Source organism: Pseudorhizobium sp. NPDC055634, assembly GCF_053618655.1.
Map to the genome: position 1 here is coordinate 173,734 of NZ_JBSHHW010000003.1, position 21,377 is coordinate 195,110.

A 21,377-nucleotide genomic window follows, 5' to 3' on the forward strand; every position below is an offset into this window, starting at 1 on the left:
GCCCTCAGGCGCCGAGCGCCTCGGCGACTGCGTCGACTGCTGCCTGCGCCTTGGAACCGTCCGGACCGCCCGCCTGGGCCATGTCCGGCCGGCCGCCGCCGCCCTTGCCGCCGAGGGCAGCCGAGGCGATCCGCACGAGATCCACCGCGCTGAAGCGGCCCGTCAGATCCTCGGTCACCGCGACGACAGCGCTCGCCTTGCCGTCGGCAGAAACACCGACGAGCGTGACCACGCCGGAGCCGAGGCTCGCCTTGCCCTCGTCCGCCAGACCCTTCAGGTCCTTCGCATCGATCCCTTCGAGAACCTTGCCCAGGTATTTCGTTCCGCCGACCTCGCGGACCTCGCCGGCGCCCCCGCCCTGGCTTCCGCCCATGGCGAGCCGGCGCTTCGTCTCGGCAAGTTCCCGCTCGAGCCTGCGACGCTCCTCGACCAACGCTTCCACGCGGGAAACGACGTCGGTCGGCTGGACCTTGAGCGCCGAGGCCAGCGTCTTGATGCGCTCGTCCTGCTCGACCAGATAGCTGAGTGCCGCGGGTCCGGTAACCGCCTCCACGCGCCTGACGCCCGCGCCGACGGCACTTTCGCCCAGGATGCGCAGGAGCCCGATATCGCCCGTCGCGTTCACGTGGGTGCCGCCGCAAAGTTCGATGGAATAGGGCTTCCCGGCCTTCTCGCCGGCAATCCCCGTACCCATGGAAACGACGCGGACCTCGTCACCGTATTTTTCGCCGAAGAGCGCCATGGCGCCCTCTGCGATCGCGTCATCGACGCTCATCAGCCGCGTCGTTACCGGCGCGTTCTGGAGGACGACGGCATTGGCCATTTCCTCGACCTGCCGCAGTTCTTCCGCCGACATGGGCTTCGGATGAGAGATATCGAAGCGAAGACGCTCCGGTGCGACCAGCGATCCCTTCTGCGCCACGTGCGAACCCAGCACCTCGCGCAGCGCCTCGTGAAGGAGATGCGTCGCGGAATGGTTGGAACGCAGCCGCGACCGCCGGGCATGATCGACAGCGAGCATGACCGGCTCGCCCGTCTTCAGCGTCCCGGACACGACCTTGGCGATATGGACGAAAAGCCCCTCGCCCTTCTTCTGCGTATCCGTCACCTCAAGCCGAGCATGATCGGTCGTGATGACGCCCGTGTCGCCCATCTGACCGCCCGACTCACCGTAGAAGGGCGTCTGGTTGACCACGACCTGCACGTCCTCTCCGGCCGTGACGGATTCGACGCTCTTGCCGTCGCGCACCAGGGCCTGAACCACGCCCTCGGCGGTTTCCGTGTCGTAACCCAGGAATTCGGTCGCGCCGTGCTGTTCCTTTATCTCGAACCAGACGGTCTCGGTCGCCTTGTCGCCGGAGCCGGCCCAGCTCGCGCGCGCCTCGGCCTTCTGGCGCTGCATCGCGTCGTTGAAACCCGTGATGTCGACGCCGATGTTGCGGGCACGCAGCGCGTCCTGCGTCAGGTCGAGCGGGAAGCCATAGGTGTCGTAGAGCTTGAAGGCAGTCTCGCCGTCGAGGCTGTCGCCCTTGGAGAGATCCGCCGTCGCGTCGGCGAGCAGCGTCAGGCCGCGGTCGAGCGTCTTGCGGAAACGGGTCTCTTCCAGATTCAGCGTCTCGGAGGTCAGCGCCTCGGCCCGGACGAGTTCCGGATAGGCGCGACCCATCTCCTGTATCAGCGCCGGCAGGACGCGATACATGAGAGGCTCGCGCGCGCCCAGGAGCTGCATATGACGCATGGCGCGGCGCATGATGCGGCGAAGCACGTATCCGCGGCCCTCGTTCGACGGCAGCACGCCGTCGGCAATCAGGAAGGCGGACGAACGGAGATGGTCGGCGATAACCCGGAAGCTTGCAGCCTGGTCGCCCTCGGCCTTGGCGCCCACGACGTCCTCGGTGGCGGAAATCAGGTTGCGGAAGAGGTCCGTATCGAAGACGCTCTCGACGCCCTGGAGGATGCAGGCCATGCGTTCCAGGCCCATGCCGGTATCGATCGACGGCTTCGGCAACGGCGTTCGCTCACCGGGCGCCGTCTGCTCGAACTGCATGAAGACGAGGTTCCAGAACTCCAGGAAACGGTCGCCGTCTTCCTCCGGCGAACCGGGCGGGCCGCCCCAGACATGCTCGCCCTGGTCGATGAAGATTTCCGAGCAAGGACCGCAGGGCCCGGTATCGCCCATCTGCCAGAAATTGTCGGAGGTCGGGATGCGGATGATCCGATCGTCGGAGAAGCCCGCGATCTTCTTCCACAGGGACGCCGCCTCCTCGTCCTCGGAATAGACGGTAACCAGAAGGCGGTGCTTGGGCAGGTCGAAGCCTTCCGTCACCAGCTTCCAGGCCAGCTCGATCGCGTGTTCCTTGAAATAGTCGCCGAACGAGAAGTTCCCGAGCATTTCGAAGAAGGTCAGGTGCCGCGCCGTGTAGCCGACATTGTCGAGATCGTTGTGCTTGCCGCCGGCACGCACGCATTTCTGCGACGTGGTGGCGGTGGTGTAGGGTCGCTTCTCCAGGCCGGTGAAGACATTCTTGAACTGCACCATGCCGGCGTTGGTGAACATCAGCGTCGGGTCGTTGCGCGGCACCAGCGGGCTGGACGACACGACCTCGTGGCCGTTCTTTCGGAAATAGTCGAGGAAGGTCGACCGGATGTCATTCACGCCGCTCATGCTACGCCCTTTGCCCGCCAGATGCGGTCCATCACTTGAAAACCAGTGGCTTTTATCGCTCGCGCCCTGGACTGTCCAGCCAAACGCAACCGGCCGCACATCTTTGAAGATGCGCGGCCGGTGCGGAAAATCTTCGGGCGGAAGGACTACAGGTCTTCGCTGCCGCCCTCCTGGGCGTCCGGACCGCCATTCTCCAGGAACCGATCGGCGATCAGCCCGGCGTTCTGGCGCAGGGCGAGTTCGATCTCGCGGGCAAGCTCCGGATTGTCGCGCAGGAAGGTCTTCGCATTCTCGCGTCCCTGCCCGAGCCGCTGGCTGTTGTAGGAGAACCAGGCGCCGGACTTCTCGACGATACCGGCCTTGACGCCGAGATCGACCAGCTCACCGGTCTTCGACACGCCCTCGCCGTACATGATGTCGAACTCGACCTGCTTGAAGGGAGGCGCCATCTTGTTCTTGACGACCTTGACGCGGGTCTGGTTGCCGACCACTTCCTCGCGTTCCTTGACGGCGCCGATGCGGCGGATGTCGAGGCGCACGGACGCATAGAACTTCAGTGCGTTGCCGCCGGTCGTCGTCTCCGGCGAGCCGAACATCACGCCGATCTTCATGCGGATCTGGTTGATGAAGATGACCATGCAGTTGGAACGCGAGATCGAGGCGGTCAGCTTGCGCAGCGCCTGGCTCATCAGCCGCGCCTGCAGGCCGGGCAGGCTGTCGCCCATCTCGCCCTCGATTTCGGCGCGCGGCGTCAGCGCGGCGACCGAATCGACCACGAGAACGTCGATCGCGCCGGAGCGAACCAGGGTGTCGGTGATCTCCAGCGCCTGCTCGCCCGTGTCCGGCTGCGAAATCAGCAGGTTCTCCAGGTCGACGCCCAGCTTGCGGGCATAGATGGGATCGAGCGCGTGCTCGGCATCCACGAAGGCGCAGATGCCGCCCTTCTTCTGTGCTTCCGCGATCGTCTGCAATGCAAGCGTCGTCTTGCCCGAGCTTTCCGGGCCGTAAATTTCCACGATGCGGCCCTTGGGCAGGCCGCCGATGCCGAGCGCGATGTCGAGGCTGAGAGATCCCGTGGAAACCGTCTCGGTCTCGACCACGTTCTCCTTCGCGCCAAGCTTCATGATCGATCCCTTGCCGAAGGATCGTTCGATCTGCGACAGTGCTGCGTCCAGCGCCTTGCTCTTATCCACTGTTTTGTCCTCTACAAGCCGCAAAGAATTTTGTGCCATCTGATCCACCTTTAGGTTATTGACGCCACGCAGGCAACGAAGCAACTGATGTCGATCATGTACACGTTTTGTTCCACTCCCGCAAGGCCCCTTCATGTGACCGCCCGGCATGGCCTTTCCGGAACCTGTTCGTCTCTTGTTCCGCCCACACCGCCAGTCATCACCACCGGCGAGAAAGGCCCCGGCGGAACCCTCCGTAGCCGAATCGGCGGCATCGTCATCCGGGGTTCGCGCCGATGACGAAACGGGTCCTCGTGGTCGGCGGCGCGCACCTCGATCGTCGCGGCCGGATTGCCGGCGAGACGGCGCCAGGCGCCAGCAACCCCGGGTCATGGCATGAGGATGTGGGCGGCGGCGCCTTCAATGTCGCGCGCAACCTGGCGCGGCTCGGGCACGCCGTCGAACTGGTCGCGCCCCGCGGCGGCGATGCCGCAGGCGACAGGGTCGCGGCCGAGGCCCTGTCGGCGGGCATCGAGGATCGCCCGGTCGTCTTCCTCGATCGCGCCACGCCGAGCTATACCGCCATCCTGGAGCGGGACGGCAATCTCGTCATCGCGCTGGCCGACATGGACCTCTACCGGTTCTTCACCCAGCGGCGGTTGTGCGCGAGATCGTTTCGCGAGGCGATCGAACGCGCCGACCTCATCGTCTGCGACGCCAACCTGCCGGACGATACGCTGGCTGCGCTCGCCGCAAAGGCGCGGCTGCGGGGAATTCCCATCGCCGGCATTTCCATATCGCCGGCCAAGGTGGTCCGCTTCCGCAATGCGCTGCCCGACCTCACATGGCTCTTCATGAACCGGGCCGAGGCCACCGCGCTTGCGGGTACGGCACCCGACGCCGCAGATCGTTGGCCAGACCTCCTGCGCCCGCTCGGGCTTTCCGGCGGCGTGGTCACCAAGGGCGGCGACGAGATCGCCGCCTTCGATGGCCCGCAGTCCTTGGTGGCGAAACCACCCGCGGCAACCGAGATCGTCGATGTCACCGGTGCCGGCGATGCGCTCGCCGCAGGTACGCTCGACGCGCTCCTTGCGGGGCACAGCCTTCCCGAAGCACTTGCCCGCGGGATCGCCGCGTCCCAGATTGCACTGGCATCGCCCTATTCCGCCCCGCCGGAACTCGACCGCCCGTCCCTGGAGCGCCGGGCAGCATCGCTGGCAGCCCTCACACGCTCCCCATGAGACCACACCGGAGAAAGACATGAGCGCTTCCGCAACCCCCGCCACGCCGATCGTCTATTCACGGGAGGTCGCCGACGCCAGGCGAGACGGTCGCCCGCTGGTCGCTCTGGAATCGACCATCATCACCCATGGCATGCCCTATCCGGGCAACCTCGAAATGGCGCGCAGCGTCGAAGCGATCATCCGCGAGGTGGGCGCCGTCCCGGCCACGATCGCCGTGATCCGCGGCACCCTGCATATCGGGCTGGAAGACGACGAATTGGAGGACCTCGCCCAGGCTCGCGACGTGCTGAAGGTCTCCCGCGCCGATCTCGCCTTTGCGGTCGCGCTTGGCCGGACCGGGGCGACCACGGTTGCCGCGACCATGATCGCAGCTTCGCTTGCCGGCATCCGCGTCTTTGCGACCGGCGGGATCGGCGGGGTGCATCGCGGCGCGGAAGAAAGCTTCGACATCTCGGCGGACCTCGAGGAGCTTGCAAGGACCGGCGTTGTCGTCGTCTGCGCAGGCGCCAAGGCGATCCTCGACATTCCGAAGACGCTCGAGGTCCTGGAAACACGCGGCGTGCCGGTCGTGACCTACGGCTCGGACGATTTCCCGGCTTTCTGGTCCCGAGTCTCCGGCTATCCCAGCCCGCTTCGCCTCGACGCGGCCGACGAGATCGCGGCCTTCCAGCGCGCACGCGAGACCCTGGGGATCGAGGGCGGCATGCTGGTCGCGAACCCGGTTCCTGCGGCCGACGAAATCCCGCGGGAGGAAATCGAGGTGTTCATTCAGGCAGCCCTCAAGGCCGCCGACGAACATACCGTCTCTGCCAAGGCGGTGACGCCCTTCCTGCTGGACCACATCTTCCGCCAGACGTCCGGCCGGAGCCTGAACACCAATATCGCCCTTGTCGAAAACAATGCGCGTCTTGCCGCGGAAATCGCCCTGGCAATCAACGCCTGATACCCCCGCCCAAACCGGAGACCTTACGTGTCCGTCATTTCGACCGGCGCTTCCGCGCCTGCGCAACGCACAGCACTTGCCTGCCTCGTTCTCGGCGGCATCGCGATCGGCGCCTCCCCGATCTTCGTCCGCCTGTCCGAAGTCGGGCCGGTCTCGACCGGTTTCTGGCGGCTTGCGCTGGCGCTCATACCGCTTGTGGCCTGGAACATGTTCAGCCGCAGCAAGTCGGACGAGGCGCCCATCGGCGTCCGGGACTGCTTCCTGCTCATACTGCCGGGACTGGCCCTCGCGATCGACCTCGTAGCCTGGCACCTCTCCCTCTACATGACGTCGGTCGCCAACGCGACGCTTCTCGCCAATCTGGCGCCGGTCTTCGTCACGCTGATCGGCTGGCTGCTGTTCAGGACTACGGTGACGAGGGTGTTCCTGCTCGGCCTCGGCCTGGCGATCGCGGGCGTCGTCACGTTGAAGGGCGGGCCGGCGGCGCTCGCCGACGGCGAGCTTGCCGGCGATACCGTGGCCATTCTCGCTGCGGTCTTCTATGCGTGCTACATACTGGCGATCGGCCGGCTGCGCAGCCGCTTCGGCACCAACCGGATCATGATCTGGAGCTCCGCGGCCGCGGCCCTGTCGATCCTGCCCTTCGCGCTCTATTTCGAGGGAAACATCTTCCCGCCGAGCCTCTACGGATGGGCCGTCCTCGTGGGCCTCGCCTTTATCAGCCACGCCGGCGGACAGGTCCTCATCACTTATGCGCTGGCATACCTTCCCGCCGCCTTCTCCTCACTGACGCTCCTGCTTCAGCCGGTCGTCGCCGCCATTCTCGCCTGGTGGATCCTGGCGGAAGCCGTCACGCCGCTGCAGGCGGCCGGGGGCCTGATCGTGCTGGCCGGCATCCTCGTCGCGCGCCGGGGTTGAACCGTGTGTCCCCTCGGTCGAGGGGACGCCACCCGGACGCCATCAGCTGTCCAGCATTTCCCGGACCGCGACCGCCAGCTGCTTCAGCGAGAAGGGCTTCGGCAGGAAGCCGAACTTCGCATCGGCCGGCAGGTTGCGCGCAAAGGCGTCCTCAGCATAGCCCGAGACGAAGATGAACTTCAGGTCGGGATGCTTCTTGCGCAGTTCGCCGAGCAATGTCGGGCCGTCCATCTCCGGCATGACCACGTCGGAGACGACGATGTCCACCTGGCCATCGAGTTCCTCCATGATCTCGAGCGCCTCGATGCCGGAGCCTGCCTCGTGCACGGTATAGCCCCGCGTCTCCAGCATGCGCTTTCCGCCCCGGCGCACGGCCTCCTCGTCCTCGACCAGCAGGACGACGGCCGAATTGCCGGTGAGGTCCACCTGCTCGGCGGCGGGCGCAGGAGGCGCCGCCGTTGCGGCCGCCGGTGCCTCGTCGCCGGCCGCCAGTGCAGCCGCCGCCTCCGCCACGTGCCGCGGCAGGAAGATCCGGAACGAGGTTCCGCGTCCGATTTCGGATTCCGGATAGATGTATCCGCCGGATTGCTTGACGATGCCGTAGACCATGGAGAGGCCCAGCCCCGTTCCCTTGCCCACTTCCTTGGTGGTGAAGAACGGCTCGAAGATCTTGTCCATGATCTCCGGCGGGATGCCGGTTCCGGTGTCGGAAACCTCGACCATGACGAAGTCTTCCGACGGCAGGTCCGCCTGCGGGTAATTGACGGTCTGGTCGGCGGGCACGTTGCGCGTCTTGAGGAGGATCGTCCCGCCTTCGGGCATCGCATCGCGCGCATTGACGCAGAGATTGATGAGCACCTGCTCGAACTGCGAAAGATCGGTGCGGACCGGCCATAGGTCGCGCCCGTAATCCACTTCCAGCTTGACGTTCGTGCCGGAGATCAGCCGGTCTACGAGCATGCGCAGGTCGCCGACCACGTCGGTGAGATTGAGGACCGCAGGCCGCATCGTCTGCTTGCGCGAGAACGCCAGCAGCTGGCGCACGAGGACGGCCGCGCGGTTGGCGTTCCGCTTGATCTCCATCAGGTCCGCGAAGCTTGCGTCGGAGGGCCGCGCCTGCAGGAGGAGGTGGTCGGACGAAAGCAGGATGGCGGTCAGCACGTTGTTGAAGTCGTGCGCGATGCCGCCTGCAAGCGTGCCCACAGCGTTCATCTTCTGCGTCTGGGCCATTTGCGTCTCGAGCGCCTTCTGCTCGGTCGTCTCGACGGCATAGACGATGGCCACTTCTTCCGGCGCCTCGTCGCTCTCGTCGATCACGGCGTTGACGTAGAAGCGGACATAGCGGCTCTCGTCGCCAGGATGGCGGCAATCGATCGGCGCGATGTCGCCCTGCCTGTCCTTTGCGGCGGCAAGCGCGTCCATCAGCTGCTGGCGCGCGCCTTCGTGGACGATCGCCTCCAGATGGGCGCCCGTCTCCACGTCGTCGCGCGACACGACCCCCGAGAAGAGCCGCAGGAAGGGCGCATTGATCCGCAGGATCTTGCCGTCGCCGTCGACCGACGCAATCGCCATCGGCGTATTGTTGAAGAAGCGGGTGAACCGCATTGCCGAGGCCGACTGATCGCCCTCGACGCCAGGCTGGCGGGCAAGGACGATCGTCCTGCTTTCCCCCGGCGCTCCGTCGCGCATGGAGGTCACGCTGTGCAACAGCCGGACCGGCAGGCTCTGTCCGTTGGTGCGGCGCAGGTCGAGATCGAGCGTCTCGGTCCTCTGCAGGCCGGGGGCGGCCTGAACCGACTGGATGAGCGCCATGCCTTCGCCGGCCACGAGATCGGCGATCGACAGCGAACGGGGCACGAACTTGGTCAGGTCTATGCCCAGCCAGTCCGCCAGCGTGGCGTTGACATAGAATATCTCGCCCTTGCGCCCCGCGGAGAAGAAGCCGGCGGGCGCGTGGTCGAGATAGTCAATCGCGTTCTGGAGTTCGCGGAAGAACCGTTCCTGGTCGTCCCGTTCGGAGGTGATGTCGGTCAGCTGCCAGACGTTGTACGGGCCGGAGCGCCCGTCCTCCTCCGGCAGGATGCGCGCCTTGAGGCGATACCAGTGAGCGCCCGAGCCCTGCCCGTTGGCGCGACCGAGCGGCTGCGGAAGCCGGAATTCCTCATGGCCTTCGCGCCCCTCGCGGATGCCGTTGATGAGCCGATAGAGCGCTTCGCTGGATTCGCGGTGGCGCGACAGGAGCGGTTCGAGCGGCTGAACGGCCGAGGTCTTGCCGGCGCCCGTGAGACGGCCGTAGGCCGCATTGGCGTAGACGGTGCGCCCCTTGCCGTCGGTGACGAGAATCCCGTCGCGATGGCTGGCCATGAAGACCCGCGCCAGTGCGTCGGAGCGCGACTGCGGCATGACTTCCACGAACCCGATCACCGAGGAGACCAGGAAGAATATGCCGACCATGGCGAGCACGCCGAGCACCCCGAGCACGATCTCGTTATCGAGCGCATGCTGGAACAGTACGAAGGCCGCCGAGGCCCCGATCAGAACGAGAGCGAGCAGGAGAATTCGAATGATCGTACCGCTGCGTCCGCCGCGTTCGACCAGCGGTGCCTCGTAGTTGCCGCCATGCTGCAACTTCGTCATCAACCCCTCACACTCTCGGTGTCCATCATCGCACACCACGGGAACTTCCGGCAGTTTGCCGCGATTCTCTTCTAGCAAGTTGTGATTGAAGCCAAAAGCGCGCGAGGACAGAAAAGCCGGGATAGAGCCTTCCGGTCGCCATCAGGGCGAGCGGCGCGCTTGCACTCCGCATGAAACTCCGCCTCTAATCCGCTGGAACGTCGAAGGAGCATGCCATGGAAGAAATGTTGGGAGCTTACGGAGGTCGGCTGATCGTCGCAGTGATCGGCGTCGCCATCGGGCTTGCGTGCCTGGTCGGCGTTCTGTGGTTGATCCGGGGACGGTCCGGCCCGTCGCCCTTCGTCCGGGGCGGCAGGAACAGGCAGCCCCGCCTTCAGGTCCTCGATGCGACCGCCGTCGATGCGCGGAGACGACTGGTGCTCATCCGTCGCGACGATACCGAACACCTGATCATGATCGGGGGGCCGACGGACATCGTAATCGAAAGCGGTATTGCTGCGACGGGACCCGCACAGCCTGCGGAATCGGCGACCACCGACGCCCCGGTTCCCGCCCAGACCGCTCCGACCGAACAGCGAAAGCGCGCCGCGAGCCCCCAGGCAGACGTACCCATCGCGGCCCGCGAACCGGCCCCGCCGGCTCCAAGGCCGGCGTCACCGGTCGAGCCGCAGGTCTCGCGCCCCGCTCCCGTGTCCCCGCCGGCAACCGGCGTCGATCAATTGCCCCTTGCCCGGACGCCCGTACCGGCACCCGTGGCAGCAGCCGCGACGATGGCCGCACCGCCGCAACCGGCGCCTCGGGAGCCCGCGCTGGAAGAAGCCGCAGGCATCCTCGACGCTGCCCGCGGTCGCGTCCTCCAGGGTCCCTCCGTTCCGGTGCGTCAAACTCCGGCGGAAGCCGCCGTCCCCCCTTCCGCTGCCGGCTCCCCGGGACTGGGCAGCGACTTCGAACGCATCCTGGAAGAGGAGATGGCGAACAATCTCGCCGCGCGCGAGCGCGATGCCCTGCCGCCCCGACCCGCCGACAAGCCGGCACTGACGGGTGCCACGCCCGAGCCCTCGCTTCAGGACGAAATGGCGCGGATCTTCGGCGAAATGTCTGTCACCCGCGAAAAGTGACGCCTGACGTGAACGGGAGGCGCCCCGACCGGCACGCCTCCCGTTTCCGCATTCTGAGGTCCTCCGCGATCAGGCGGCGTAGGCGTCCCGGTTCTCGCTGCCCGAGACAGCGGAATTGTCCAGCGAGCTGCCGGTCCGGAACCGGTCGATCTTATCGGTCAGCACCTCGACACGCCGGCGAAGGCCATGGATTTCGGCATTGTTCTCCTCGACCATGGCCGCGTTCTGCTGGGTGATCAGTTCCACCTCGTGAACCGCCTGCGTGACCTGGCCGATTCCGGTCGATTGCTCGCCGGTTGCCGCAGAGATGGCGGCGACCAATTTTCGGACATCCATGACATGCGTGATGATCTGGTTGAGCGCGCCGCCGGTCTGCTCGACGAGGTGAACCCCGTTGCTGACCTGGGTGGAGCTCGCCGAGATCAGCTCCTTGATCTCCTTTGCGGCTCCGGCGCAGCGCTGGGCGAGCTGCCGGACCTCCTGGGCGACGACCGCAAAGCCCCGCCCGGCATCCCCGGCGCGCGCAGCTTCGACGCCGGCGTTGAGCGCCAGGAGATTGGTCTGGAAGGCAATCTCGTCGATCACGCCGATAATGGTCGCGATCTTCTCCGAGGAGCGGCTGATCTCGTCCATCGCGCCGACCGCCCGCGAAACCACCTCGCCCGAACGGACGGCGAACTCCTCCGTCTCGTTGACGGACGTCGCAGTCTGCCTCGCGCTCTCGGCCGTAGACCGGACCAGATCGCTGAGATGCCGTAGCGCCCGCGAACTCTCTTCCAGGGCGGACGCCTGCTGTTCCGTCCGGCGGGCCAGATCGTCGGCCGATGTTGCGAGATTACCGGTGCCAACGTTGATCTCGCCCGTCGTCGCGCGCACGTCGTCCAGCGTCGCCCGCAATGTTGCCACCGCTGTGTTGTAGGTGCGGGCCATCGGAACGAAGTCGCTGGCGAGGTTCTCGTCCATGCTCCGCTCCAGATTTCCCTCCGAAAGCTGGTTGAGGGCCTCGGAAAGCGCCGTCAGCGCCGAATGCTGCTCCGCCGCTATCCGCGCACGCTCCTCGGCCCGTCGGGCCGATTCGGCACTCGTCTGTTCGCGTGCCGCGGCAGCGTCCTGTTCGAGCCGGATGTTTTCGAGCGCGGCGTCCCGGAAGACGGTCACGGAGCGAACCATATCGCCAATCTCGTCCCCCCGTTCGCGGCCCTCGATGCTGACGGCAAGATCTCCTTCGGCGAGCCGCTTCATCACGTCGGTCACGCGACGGAGCGGCCCCCGCAACGTCTCCACCAGCATCAGGCCGCCGACGATTGCGAGAAGGGTACCGACGACCATGGCGACGACCGAGAGGTTCGCGGACCGCTCGCTGTCTTCCTTCCCGACTTCCTGGGCCTGCGCAATGAAATTCTGAAGGCCGGCAACACCCTGCGAAAGTGTCGCCGAGGCGTTTGCTCGCGCGGCGCTCCATTCCTGCTCGATCGCCAGCATCTCGGCGGACGCGCGCTCCAGCGCGGCGAGAGGCTGTTCAAGATCGTTCGCAAATCCGCTCATCGCGCCGTTGTTGCTTCCCAGATTGGCAATCTGGAGACTGGAGGCTCGCAGGGCAGCCGTATCCTTGAGGACCGCCTGCCGGGCTTCCTCGCTCAGCTGCGACTGCAGCCGCTCCATATGAAGTTGCAGCGAATCTCCGAGCGCCAGCGCGGTCTCGACCTGGACGAGCAGCGTCTTGAGCGTCGTGACGTCGCCCTCCAGTGTTGCAAAGCGTTCGGCCGCATCGCCTGACGTCTTCAGGACGTTCTGCTGCAGCTCGCTCTGGAAGCGCAGGAAGCCGCTGGCGGCGATTCGCAGGCTCTGTGCCTTCTCGGGAGCTGCTGTCTCTGCCCTGGCGATCTTCAGAAGGTTCTCGGCCCCTTCCCGGATCGGCGCGAACCCCTGCATGACCTTGTCGTTCACCATCGGCGTCAACGGTTCGAACGCCGCCAGCAGGGCCTCCGCCTGCACTTCGGCAGCCTTGGCGGTACCCTCGTCGGAACTTGCATTCCGCACTGCATTCCTGAGATTGTCGATCCGCTCGGCAATGGACTTGTAGGCAAAGGATTCAAACAGCGCGGCCTTGGCAAACCGTTCCTGGCCCTCGAACTTCTTGCGCAGGTTGCCGAGGCGTTGCTCGACGGTCGCCGACAGGCTCTTGATCGAGTCGAGATGACCGCTGATCTCCGCACGGTTGGCGTCGCGCCGCTGCTTGACGTCCCAGAGTTCCTCGGTCCGCAGTCGCATGGCCGGCGCCAACTTCGCCACGACGTCGATCCGTTGCCTGTCCTCTTCGCTGGCGAGCAACCCGTCGAGGACCTGGACCCCTTTTTCCTGTCGGTCGATCCCCTGCCCCAGCGCCGCGAGCGTTGCCTCGTCCGGCCGCTCGCTGAAATCCTGGAGCACGGACTGGAGATGATCGAAATCGGCAATGTTCTCGATCGTCGCGCGGGTCACCGTCATGTGCCCGTTCAACATATTCGCCGTGTAGTAGCCCGCCAGACCAACTCCGGCGATCAGAAGCACAAGCGGCACGACGAAAAGCAGGACCTTGGTCACAATCCTGCGGCTCTGAAGAATTCTGTCGATAAAGGACATGCGGACCCCGATAAAAAATCTCGCCCACGCTGCTTGAACATCTGCAGGGCGGCTGGCCGAAGTTCCCGCGTCATGCCGGATGGCGACACACTTAGCGATATCTCTTGAACAAGGGTTAACCGGCGATCGACAAATTCGCCCGGGGCAGAATTGGTAAGATAGGTAGCAGATCCGGGCCGTTGCGTACGCTTCCGACCTCAACTGGTCTGGCCGCAGGCCGGTCGCTGCCCTAGAACACATGGTTGCATTTGAAGGAATCGTTATGGCATCCCCCGAGAATTCAAGAGGCGCTCTCTACATGTCCCTCGCCATGGCCTCATTTACACTCAACGATGCCCTCGTAAAGTTCGCCACGTCTTCCCTCAGCGTCGCCCAGATCATGACGGTGCGCGGCGTCATGACGACTGTTCTGGTCTATTTCGTAGCCCGCCGGCTGGGCGCCCTCCGTCCGCTTTCAGTCATGCTGCAGCCCCTCATCCTCCTGCGGACCTTTTTCGAGATCGGCGCGACGCTCACCTTCATCAGCGCGCTGGCGCGGATCGACTTCGCCAATGTCTCCTCGATCATGCAGTCTCTTCCGCTCGCCGTGACGCTCGGCGCCGCGATCTTCTTGAGGGAACCTGTCGGCTGGAGACGCTGGGCCGCAATCCTCGTCGGCCTCTTCGGCGTCCTCGTCATCCTGCGTCCGACGGCGGAAGGGTTCGTGCCGGCCTCCCTCATGGTGATCGCGGCGGTCTTCTTCACCTCCGGCCGGGATCTCGTCACCCGGCGCATCGTCGCCGACGTTCCCTCGCTGACCATCACCCTCTTCACGGCGGGTGCAAATACGGTGGTCGGCGCCTTGCTGATCGCCCCCATGGGCGGCTGGCAGCCGCTCACCTGGGATAACTTCCTGCCCCTGGTGATCGCCGCCCTGCTCGTCTTCGCGGGGTACCAGGCGGTGATCATGGCGATGAGAACGGGAGAAATCTCCTTCGTCGCTCCCTTTCGCTACACGAGCCTGATCTGGGCTCTCGTCCTCGGGGTCCTGCTGTTCGGAGAGCGACCGGATGCCTTCGTCTATATCGGCGCGGCGATCATCATTGCGTCGGGCCTCTACAGCTTCTATCGCGAGGGCAAGCGACGTCGCACTCAGGTACCGGCAGACGACCGGCCGGTCCAGCAGGGGCGGACAATACCGATGAAGGATGGCAACTGACGTGGGCACGGCACGCTTTCTGGACAACACTACTCCACCGCATAACGCCACCCTGGTGCTGGTCGCCGGCCTCGCCGCAATGTCCATGAACATCTTCCTTCCGTCGCTGGCGACGATGGCCGAGTATTTCGACACGAGCTATACGGTGATGCAATTTGCCGTCTCCGGCTATCTCGCCGGCACGGCAGCCATCCAGCTCGCGATCGGCCCCCTCTCCGATCTCTTCGGGCGGCGACCGGTTATGATGGGCGGCATCGTGCTTCTCCTCGCCGGCACGCTCATTTGCATGTTCGCGCCCAATATCACCGTCTTCATGATCGGCCGCCTGATGCAGACGGGCGTGGTGACTGGGATCGTGCTGTCGCGCGCCATCGTGCGTGACATGGTGCCCCTGGAGGAAGCAGCCTCCATGATCGGCTACGTGACCATGGGGATGTCGGTGGTTCCGATGATTGCACCGACGCTCGGCGGGATCCTGGACGGGCTGTTCGGCTGGCAGGCGAGCTTCATGGCGATGTTCCTCGCCGGCCTTGCGGTGCTCCTCGTCGTCTGGCGCGATCTCGGCGAGACCAACCGGGCAAAGTCCGCAAGCTTCCGCGAACAGTTTCGCACCTGGCCTCAGTTGCTGCGATCGCGCCGCTTCTGGGGATACACGCTGACCGCCACCTTCTCCTCGGGCGTCTTCTTCAGCTTTCTCGGCGGCGCCCCCTTCATCGGCAGCGTCATCCTGATGCTGACGCCGTCCACGCTCGGGCTCTACTTCTTCACCATTGCCGCCGGTTACATGCTCGGCAATTACCTGTCGGGACGCTATGCGCGCAGGTTCGGGATCGGACCGATGATGCTGTCCGGGAACATCGTCAATGCCGTCGGCATCGGATTGGCGTTTGCGTTTGCGCTCGCAGGCGTCGTCCATCCTTTCGCGTTCTTCGGTCCGCTTTCGCTGATCGGCATCGGCAACGGACTGACCCTTCCGAGCGCCAATGCCGGCATGGTCAGCGTGCGGCCCCACCTTGCGGGCTCCGCCTCCGGCCTGGGGGGCGCCATCACGCTGGGCGGCGGGGCAGCGCTTTCCATTCTGGCGAGTTCCGTCCTGACGCCGGACACCGGCACCATGCCGCTTCTGGCGGTCATGGGTGCCACGACGGTGCTTGCCCTCGCCGCTACGGAATACGTGCGCTGGATCGATCGCCGCGAGGGGGCGCTGTGCAGCGGAGGCGATCGATGACGACGCTGCTCCCGCCTGCACTGATCCTCGCCGGTGGGCGGTCGAGCCGGATGGGCACCGACAAGGCCTCTCTTCCCTTTGGCTCCCGCACCCTTCTTGCCCACGTCCTGGAGCGACTGGAGCCGCAGGCCTCGGAGGTAGCGGTCAACGCCCCCGCCTCGCTGCAACTGCCGCCCGGCGTCCGCCGCGTGCCCGACACCCTGCCCGACCAGCCGGGACCGCTCGCCGGCGTTCTGGCCGGAATTAGAGACGCGGCAGGTCGCGGATCGGCTGCCACGCATCTCCTGACCGTTCCCTCGGACGCACCGTTCTTTCCGTCCGATCTCACCGGCCGTCTTATGTCCGCGACGCCTGACCCGGACGCGGTTGCCATCGCATCGTCCGCACGGCAAAGCCACCCGGTCTTCGGCCTCTGGCCCCTGTCGCTCGCCGACGAACTCGAGGACTGGCTTGCCGACGGCCGGAACCGGAGGATGTTTTCCTTTCTCGAACGTCACCGTGTAGTGACCGTTGAATGGGATTTGCTGCCGACGGAGTTCGGACCGGTCGATCCGTTCATGAACCTCAACACGCCGGCAGACCTTGAAGCCGCTCGTCGTTTTCTGGAGATAGCGCCGTGACCCCTCCCCGCGTCTTCGGAATTGCCGGCTGGAAGAACTCCGGCAAGACGGGCCTTGCTGTCCGTCTGGTCGAGGAGTTTACGCGGCGGGGCTACCGGATCTCGACCATCAAACACGCCCACCACGATTTCGACATCGACAAGGTCGGCGCCGACAGCTATCGCCACCGCCAGGCCGGCGCCCATGAAGTGGCACTGGTCTCGGGAACGCGGTTTGCCATCATGCACGAACTGAGAGGTGAACCGGAGCCGCCGTTCGAGGAGATCCTCGCGCGCCTTGCCCCGTGCGACCTCGTGCTGATCGAAGGTTACAAGCGTGAACCCGTCCCGAAGATCGAGGCGCGACGCCGGGAGGCGAAAAGCCGAGAGCCGCTTGCCCCGGGCGACCCGCACATCGTCGCCATCGCAGCCGACCATGAGGTCCCGGACACGGCCCTTCCCGTCTTCGATCTCGACGATACGAGCGCCATCGCGGATTTCGTCGCTGCGGCCACCGGCCTGCCGCCAAGAGCGTGATGCAACGAAAAAGGCCGGTCTCCGACGAGGAAGACCGGCCTTTTTCATGTTTCATTCGGCAAGGTCAGCCGTTCACGACCATCCGCTTCTCGTCGCGGCCCGTCTTCATCCGCTCGGCGAGCAGGAAGGCGAGCTCAAGCGCCTGATCGGCATTCAGGCGTGGATCGCAATGGGTGTGGTAGCGATCCTGCAGGTCGCCGGCGGAGACAGCTCGCGCGCCGCCGGTGCATTCGGTAACGTCCTTGCCGGTCATCTCGACATGGATGCCGCCCGGATGCGTCCCTTCCGCACGATGGATCTGGAAGAAGCTCTCGACCTCCGACAGGACGCGGTCGAACGGCCGGGTCTTGTAGTTGTTGAGCGTGATCGTGTTGCCGTGCATGGGATCGCAAGACCAGACAACCTTGCGGCCTTCACGCTCGACGGCGCGGATCAGCTTCGGCAGGTGGTCGGCGACCTTGTCATGGCCGAACCGGCAGATCAGCGTCAGGCGGCCGGCCTCGTTCGCCGGGTTCAGCGCGTCGATCAGTTCCAGCAGATTGTCCGGCTGGAGCGAGGGGCCGCACTTCAGGCCGATCGGGTTCTTGATGCCGCGGCAGTACTCCACATGCGCGTGATCCGCCTGACGGGTCCGGTCGCCGATCCAGATCATGTGGCCGGAGGTCGCGTACCAGTCGCCGGAGGTGGAATCGACGCGCGTCAGCGCCTCTTCGTAGCCGAGCAGCAACGCCTCGTGGCTTGTGAAGAAATCCGTTTCCCGCAGGCTCGGATTGTTGTCGGCACTGATGCCGATGGCCTTCATGAAGTCCATCGTTTCGCTGATGCGGTCGGCAAGCTTCTTGTAGCGCTCGCCCTGCGGCGAATCCTTCACGAAGCCCAGCATCCACTGGTGGACGTTTTCGAGGTTGGCGTAGCCGCCCATCGCGAACGCACGCAGCAGGTTCAGCGTCGCGGCCGACTGACGGTATGCCATGAGCTGCCGCTCGGGATTGGGGATGCGGGCCTCGGGGTTGAACTCGATGCCGTTGATGATGTCGCCTCGGTAGCTCGGCAGCTCGACGTCACCCTGCTTCTCGATATTGGAGGAGCGCGGCTTGGCGAACTGGCCGGCGATACGGCCGACCTTCACCACCGGCTGCTGCGCCCCGAAGGTCAGCACGACCGCCATCTGCAGGAAGGCCCGGAAGAAGTCGCGGATCGTGTCTGCACCGTGCTCCATGAAGCTTTCGGCGCAGTCGCCGCCCTGCAGCAGGAAGCCGTTGCCTTCCGCCACGTTGGCGAGGTGCTTTTTCAGGCGACGGGCCTCACCGGCGAAGACCAACGGCGGGAAGCTGGCAAGCTGGGCCTCCGTAGCGGCCAGTGCCGCGGCATCCGGATAATCCGGGACCTGCTGGATCGGTTTCTGCCGCCACGTGGTCGGGGTCCAGTTCTGTGCCATGTCGTTCACCTGTTATCGCCGTGGCCGGGGCCGGCTTTCGTTCTCGATTTTGCCGCGGCTTATAAACCTTCTGCCTCTTCTTGCCTAGCGCCTTAGGCGCCACCGTTGCGGGCGACACCGCGCTGCCGGCCGGGAGGTCAGACGCGCTCCCCGTTGCGGACCCGATAGCTCGGCTGGTACATGGTGACCAGTTCCTCCGCGGCGGTCGGATGGACCGCCATCGTCCGGTCGAAATCCTCTTTCGTGCACCCGGCCTTCAGCGAAATCCCAAGCAGCTGGGACATCTCGCCCGCATCGTGGCCGAGAACATGCGCGCCGACCACCTTGCGGCTTTCGGCGTCCACGATCAGCTTCATGATCATCTTTTCCGTCCGCCCCGAGAGCGTCGCCTTCATCGGCCTGAACTCGGCGCGGAACACCTCGATCTCCGAAAAGCGCTTGGAGGCGGCCTCTTCCGACAGGCCCACGGTGCCGATCTCCGGCTGGGAGAATACCGCTGTGGCGATCAGATCGTGATCCGGCTTCGTCGGATTGCTCCGGAACTCGGTCTCGATGAAGCACATCGCCTCGTGGATCGCGACCGGCGTCAGCTGTACCCGGTCGGTGACATCGCCCAGCGCATGGATATGCGGCACGCTGGTGCGGGAATAATCGTCGACGACGATCGCGCCGCGCTCGTTGACCTCCACGCCGGCCGCCTCCAGACCCAGTCCGGCGGTGTTCGGATCGCGTCCGAGCGCCAGCATGACCGTTTCCACGGCAATCGTCTCTCCGTTCAGCGTACGCGCCGTCAGGCCACCCGCAGGCGCCCGCTGCACCCCCTCGATCACGTCGGTCAGGATGATCCGGATGCCCTTCTCCTCCATTGCCTTGTGCAGGCCGCGCCGCATGTCCTGGTCGAAGCGCGAGAGGATCTCCTTGCCGCGGTAGATCAGGGTCGTGTCGACCCCCAGGCCGTGGAAGATGTTGGCGAACTCTACGGCTATGTACCCGCCGCCGGCGATCAGGATGGAGCGCGGCAGTTCGGGAAGGTCGAAGGCTTCGTTGGAAGTGATGCAGAGTTCATGGCCGGGCAAGGCGGCATGGGGATTGGCCGAACCGCCGGTGGCGATGAGGATCCGCTCCGCCGTAACGGTCTGTCCGGTCTTGACCAGGCGGATCGTGTGGGCATCGACGAGTTCCGCGCGTGTTTCGAGGATTTCCGCGCCCGCGTTCTCCAGTCCCCGGCGGTAGAGGCCTTCCAGCCGCGCGATCTCGGCATCCTTCGCGGCGATGAGGTTCCGCCAGTCGAAGGCGACGTCGCCGACGCGCCAGCCGAATCCGGCGGCATCCTCGAAATGCTCGGGAAACTGCGAAGCATAGACGAACAGCTTCTTCGGGACGCAGCCCCGGATCACGCAGGTGCCGCCGAAACGGTATTCCTCGGCGATCGCGACGCGTTTGCCGAGCGATGCCGCGAGCCTGCCGGCGCGGACACCACCGGAGCCGCCGCCGATGACGAAAAGGTCATAGTCGAAAGCGGTCATGGGCATCTCCTTCGTCAACCGGGTCGCCGCCGATATAAGGGAGATGCTGGAAAAGCAAAAGCCCGGATCGCTCCGGGCTCAGCATCAGGGACCAGCAGGTCCGTCTTATTGGGGAGGAAGCTGCAACTGCAGTTGCGGCTGTTCGGTACCGCCCTCTGCAGCGGCCGGCGCCTCCGGCTGTGCGAGCGGCGGCATCTCCACCGGATTGGCGTCGATGACCTCGCGCAGGGCGGCCGTGCTCTGGGTGTTCAGATCGCGGGAAATGCCGTTCGCCCAGATTTCGACTGCCTTGGCCAGCTCGCGGGCGACCAGCGGGCCGTTGGTGAGCAGCTTCTTGCCGGCCTCGGTCCCGTAGAAGGCGGAGATCGCCTTCAGTTCATCGAGAGTGAAGGCCTTCGCATAGATCGTCGCCGCTTCGCGCTCGAGGTCGGCGCGGCGGGGCGCAAGCGCGAGGGCCTGCTCGTCGATCGTCGCGGAGATCTGCTCCTGGAAGTTCGGCGAAGCCTGGATGAACTGCGCCTTCAGGCCCTCTGCGAGACCGGGAAGGATGTAGTCGTAACGGCTGGTGGCGTTGATCGAGGCAATGGCGTCGCGGGCCGCGGCCAGATGTTCCTCGGAAATCTCCTGCGCCTTCAGCGGCGCAGCCATGCTGCCCGCGACGATCACGGCAAGAGCGGCCGCGCGTCGAAAACCCGCAAACTTGGTCATGGAAATGGTGCTCCTGTCTATCATTGTGCCTTGAGCGTCCGTGCCCCGTTCTCGCCGGCGATGATGGCGAAAGACGCTAGATTGATGAAAAGCCCGTGCTCTACGACGCCGGGTATGGAATTCAGCTGGATCGCAAGAGCCTCTGCATCAGGAATACGGCCAAAAGATGCGTCCAGAATATGGTGTCCGCCGTCGGTCGTGAAGACGTCCTCGGCGGTTCCGCGCAGGCGGATTTCACCGGTAAGCCCCATCCGCGCGGCCAGCTTGTCGATCGCGATCCGCGTCGCCACGAGGCCGAACGGATTGACCTCTATGGGTAGCGGGAAGGCACCCAGCATATCCACCACCTTGGATTCGTCGGCGATGACGATCATTCGCGAGGACGCCGCCGCGACGATCTTCTCGCGCAGAAGAGCACCTCCGCCGCCCTTTATCAGGCGCAACTGCCCGTCCACCTCGTCCGCACCGTCTATGGTCAGATCCAGTTCCGGCAGTTCGTCTAGCGACTTCAGCGGCACGCCAAGATCAAGGCAGAGGCGCGCGGTGCGCTCGGAGGTCGGAACGCCCTCGACCTGCAGGCCTTCCGCCACCTTCTCCGCCAGAAGCCTGACGAACTCGTCGGCGGTGGATCCGGTACCGATGCCAAGACGCATGCCATTCTCGACATGGGCCAATGCGGCTTCCGCCGCCCTGATCTTCATTTGCCGGGCGTCCATGCGCCAGATGCTCCTCGTTGTTTCGCCGTTGCTGTTTACACGGCCACTCCGGCAAGGAAAAGGCCCATTGCGCCGGTGGCCGTTTGCATTCCCGGTTGTCCTATCCTAA

The 21,377-nt window shown here is 65.3% G+C and carries 16 protein-coding genes; 8 read left to right on the forward strand and 8 right to left on the reverse strand.

What is annotated here, in order from left to right:
* Window positions 1-4: 4 nt before the first annotated feature.
* Both alaS and recA read right to left on the reverse strand, forming a co-directional pair.
* The gene (gene alaS, locus ACWGPT_RS06015) at window positions 5-2,665 is read right to left on the reverse strand and encodes an alanine--tRNA ligase (RefSeq protein ID WP_452604686.1); all 2,661 of its coding nucleotides are present in this window, start codon (window positions 2,663-2,665) and stop codon (window positions 5-7) included.
* A gap of 146 nt (window positions 2,666-2,811) precedes the next feature.
* Entirely contained in the window at window positions 2,812-3,897 is a 1,086-nt protein-coding gene (gene recA / locus ACWGPT_RS06020) for a recombinase RecA (RefSeq protein WP_452604687.1), read from the reverse strand.
* Between the two features lie 236 nt (window positions 3,898-4,133).
* On the opposite strand from recA, the gene ACWGPT_RS06025 reads away from it, so the two are divergent.
* The 3 genes from ACWGPT_RS06025 to ACWGPT_RS06035 are packed head-to-tail and all read left to right on the forward strand — an operon-like array spanning window position 4,134 to window position 6,942.
* Window positions 4,134-5,078 (forward strand): carbohydrate kinase family protein, encoded by a 945-nt coding sequence (locus ACWGPT_RS06025; RefSeq protein WP_452604688.1) that lies wholly within the window; start codon window positions 4,134-4,136, stop codon window positions 5,076-5,078.
* A gap of 19 nt (window positions 5,079-5,097) precedes the next feature.
* The gene (locus ACWGPT_RS06030) at window positions 5,098-6,024 is read left to right on the forward strand and encodes a pseudouridine-5'-phosphate glycosidase (protein ID WP_452604689.1); all 927 of its coding nucleotides are present in this window, start codon (window positions 5,098-5,100) and stop codon (window positions 6,022-6,024) included.
* 27 nt (window positions 6,025-6,051) lie between these two features.
* Window positions 6,052-6,942, forward strand: coding sequence for a DMT family transporter (locus ACWGPT_RS06035; protein ID WP_452604690.1), 891 nt, complete (start codon window positions 6,052-6,054; stop codon window positions 6,940-6,942).
* A gap of 42 nt (window positions 6,943-6,984) precedes the next feature.
* Here the strand turns inward: ACWGPT_RS06035 and cckA are convergent, their stop codons facing one another.
* Complete coding sequence (gene cckA, locus ACWGPT_RS06040) at window positions 6,985-9,579, reverse strand: cell cycle histidine kinase CckA (RefSeq protein WP_452604691.1); 2,595 nt, start codon at window positions 9,577-9,579, stop codon at window positions 6,985-6,987.
* A 215-nt stretch (window positions 9,580-9,794) separates the two neighbouring features.
* Between cckA and ACWGPT_RS06045 the strand changes: the two genes are divergently transcribed.
* Window positions 9,795-10,697: a flagellar biosynthetic protein FliO gene (locus ACWGPT_RS06045; RefSeq protein WP_452604692.1), complete on the forward strand. Its 903-nt coding sequence runs from the start codon at window positions 9,795-9,797 to the stop codon at window positions 10,695-10,697.
* Between the two features lie 69 nt (window positions 10,698-10,766).
* Here the strand turns inward: ACWGPT_RS06045 and ACWGPT_RS06050 are convergent, their stop codons facing one another.
* Window positions 10,767-13,319, reverse strand: a complete 2,553-nt coding sequence (locus ACWGPT_RS06050; RefSeq protein WP_452604693.1) for a methyl-accepting chemotaxis protein — start codon at window positions 13,317-13,319, stop codon at window positions 10,767-10,769.
* A gap of 262 nt (window positions 13,320-13,581) precedes the next feature.
* Here ACWGPT_RS06050 and ACWGPT_RS06055 point away from each other — a divergent pair, with 262 nt between their 5' ends.
* The 4 genes from ACWGPT_RS06055 to mobB are packed head-to-tail and all read left to right on the forward strand — an operon-like array spanning window position 13,582 to window position 16,880.
* The gene (locus tag ACWGPT_RS06055) at window positions 13,582-14,517 is read left to right on the forward strand and encodes a DMT family transporter (RefSeq protein WP_452604694.1); all 936 of its coding nucleotides are present in this window, start codon (window positions 13,582-13,584) and stop codon (window positions 14,515-14,517) included.
* A gap of 1 nt (window position 14,518) precedes the next feature.
* Window positions 14,519-15,745 carry a multidrug effflux MFS transporter gene (locus tag ACWGPT_RS06060; RefSeq protein ID WP_452604943.1) on the forward strand — a complete coding sequence of 409 codons (1,227 nt, stop codon included), beginning with the start codon at window positions 14,519-14,521 and terminating at the stop codon, window positions 15,743-15,745.
* Complete coding sequence (mobA, locus tag ACWGPT_RS06065) at window positions 15,742-16,365, forward strand: molybdenum cofactor guanylyltransferase MobA (protein WP_452604695.1); 624 nt, start codon at window positions 15,742-15,744, stop codon at window positions 16,363-16,365. Before ACWGPT_RS06060 ends, mobA begins: the two co-directional genes overlap by 4 nt.
* A complete protein-coding gene (mobB, locus tag ACWGPT_RS06070; protein ID WP_452604696.1) occupies window positions 16,362-16,880 on the forward strand; it encodes a molybdopterin-guanine dinucleotide biosynthesis protein B in 519 nt (172 codons plus the stop codon). The genes mobA and mobB overlap by 4 nt, the downstream gene beginning before the upstream one ends.
* A gap of 64 nt (window positions 16,881-16,944) precedes the next feature.
* Here mobB and ACWGPT_RS06075 read toward each other — a convergent pair whose 3' ends face one another.
* The 4 genes from ACWGPT_RS06075 to rpiA form a co-directional block, all read right to left on the reverse strand.
* A complete protein-coding gene (locus ACWGPT_RS06075; protein ID WP_452604697.1) occupies window positions 16,945-18,318 on the reverse strand; it encodes a class II 3-deoxy-7-phosphoheptulonate synthase in 1,374 nt (457 codons plus the stop codon).
* Window positions 18,319-18,455: 137 nt separating this feature from the next.
* Window positions 18,456-19,844 carry a glutathione-disulfide reductase gene (gene gor, locus ACWGPT_RS06080; protein ID WP_452604698.1) on the reverse strand — a complete coding sequence of 463 codons (1,389 nt, stop codon included), beginning with the start codon at window positions 19,842-19,844 and terminating at the stop codon, window positions 18,456-18,458.
* 105 nt (window positions 19,845-19,949) lie between these two features.
* Window positions 19,950-20,552 carry a DUF2059 domain-containing protein gene (locus ACWGPT_RS06085; RefSeq protein WP_452604699.1) on the reverse strand — a complete coding sequence of 201 codons (603 nt, stop codon included), beginning with the start codon at window positions 20,550-20,552 and terminating at the stop codon, window positions 19,950-19,952.
* Between the two features lie 20 nt (window positions 20,553-20,572).
* Window positions 20,573-21,268, reverse strand: coding sequence for a ribose-5-phosphate isomerase RpiA (gene rpiA / locus ACWGPT_RS06090; RefSeq protein WP_452604700.1), 696 nt, complete (start codon window positions 21,266-21,268; stop codon window positions 20,573-20,575).
* Window positions 21,269-21,377 lie beyond the last annotated feature (109 nt).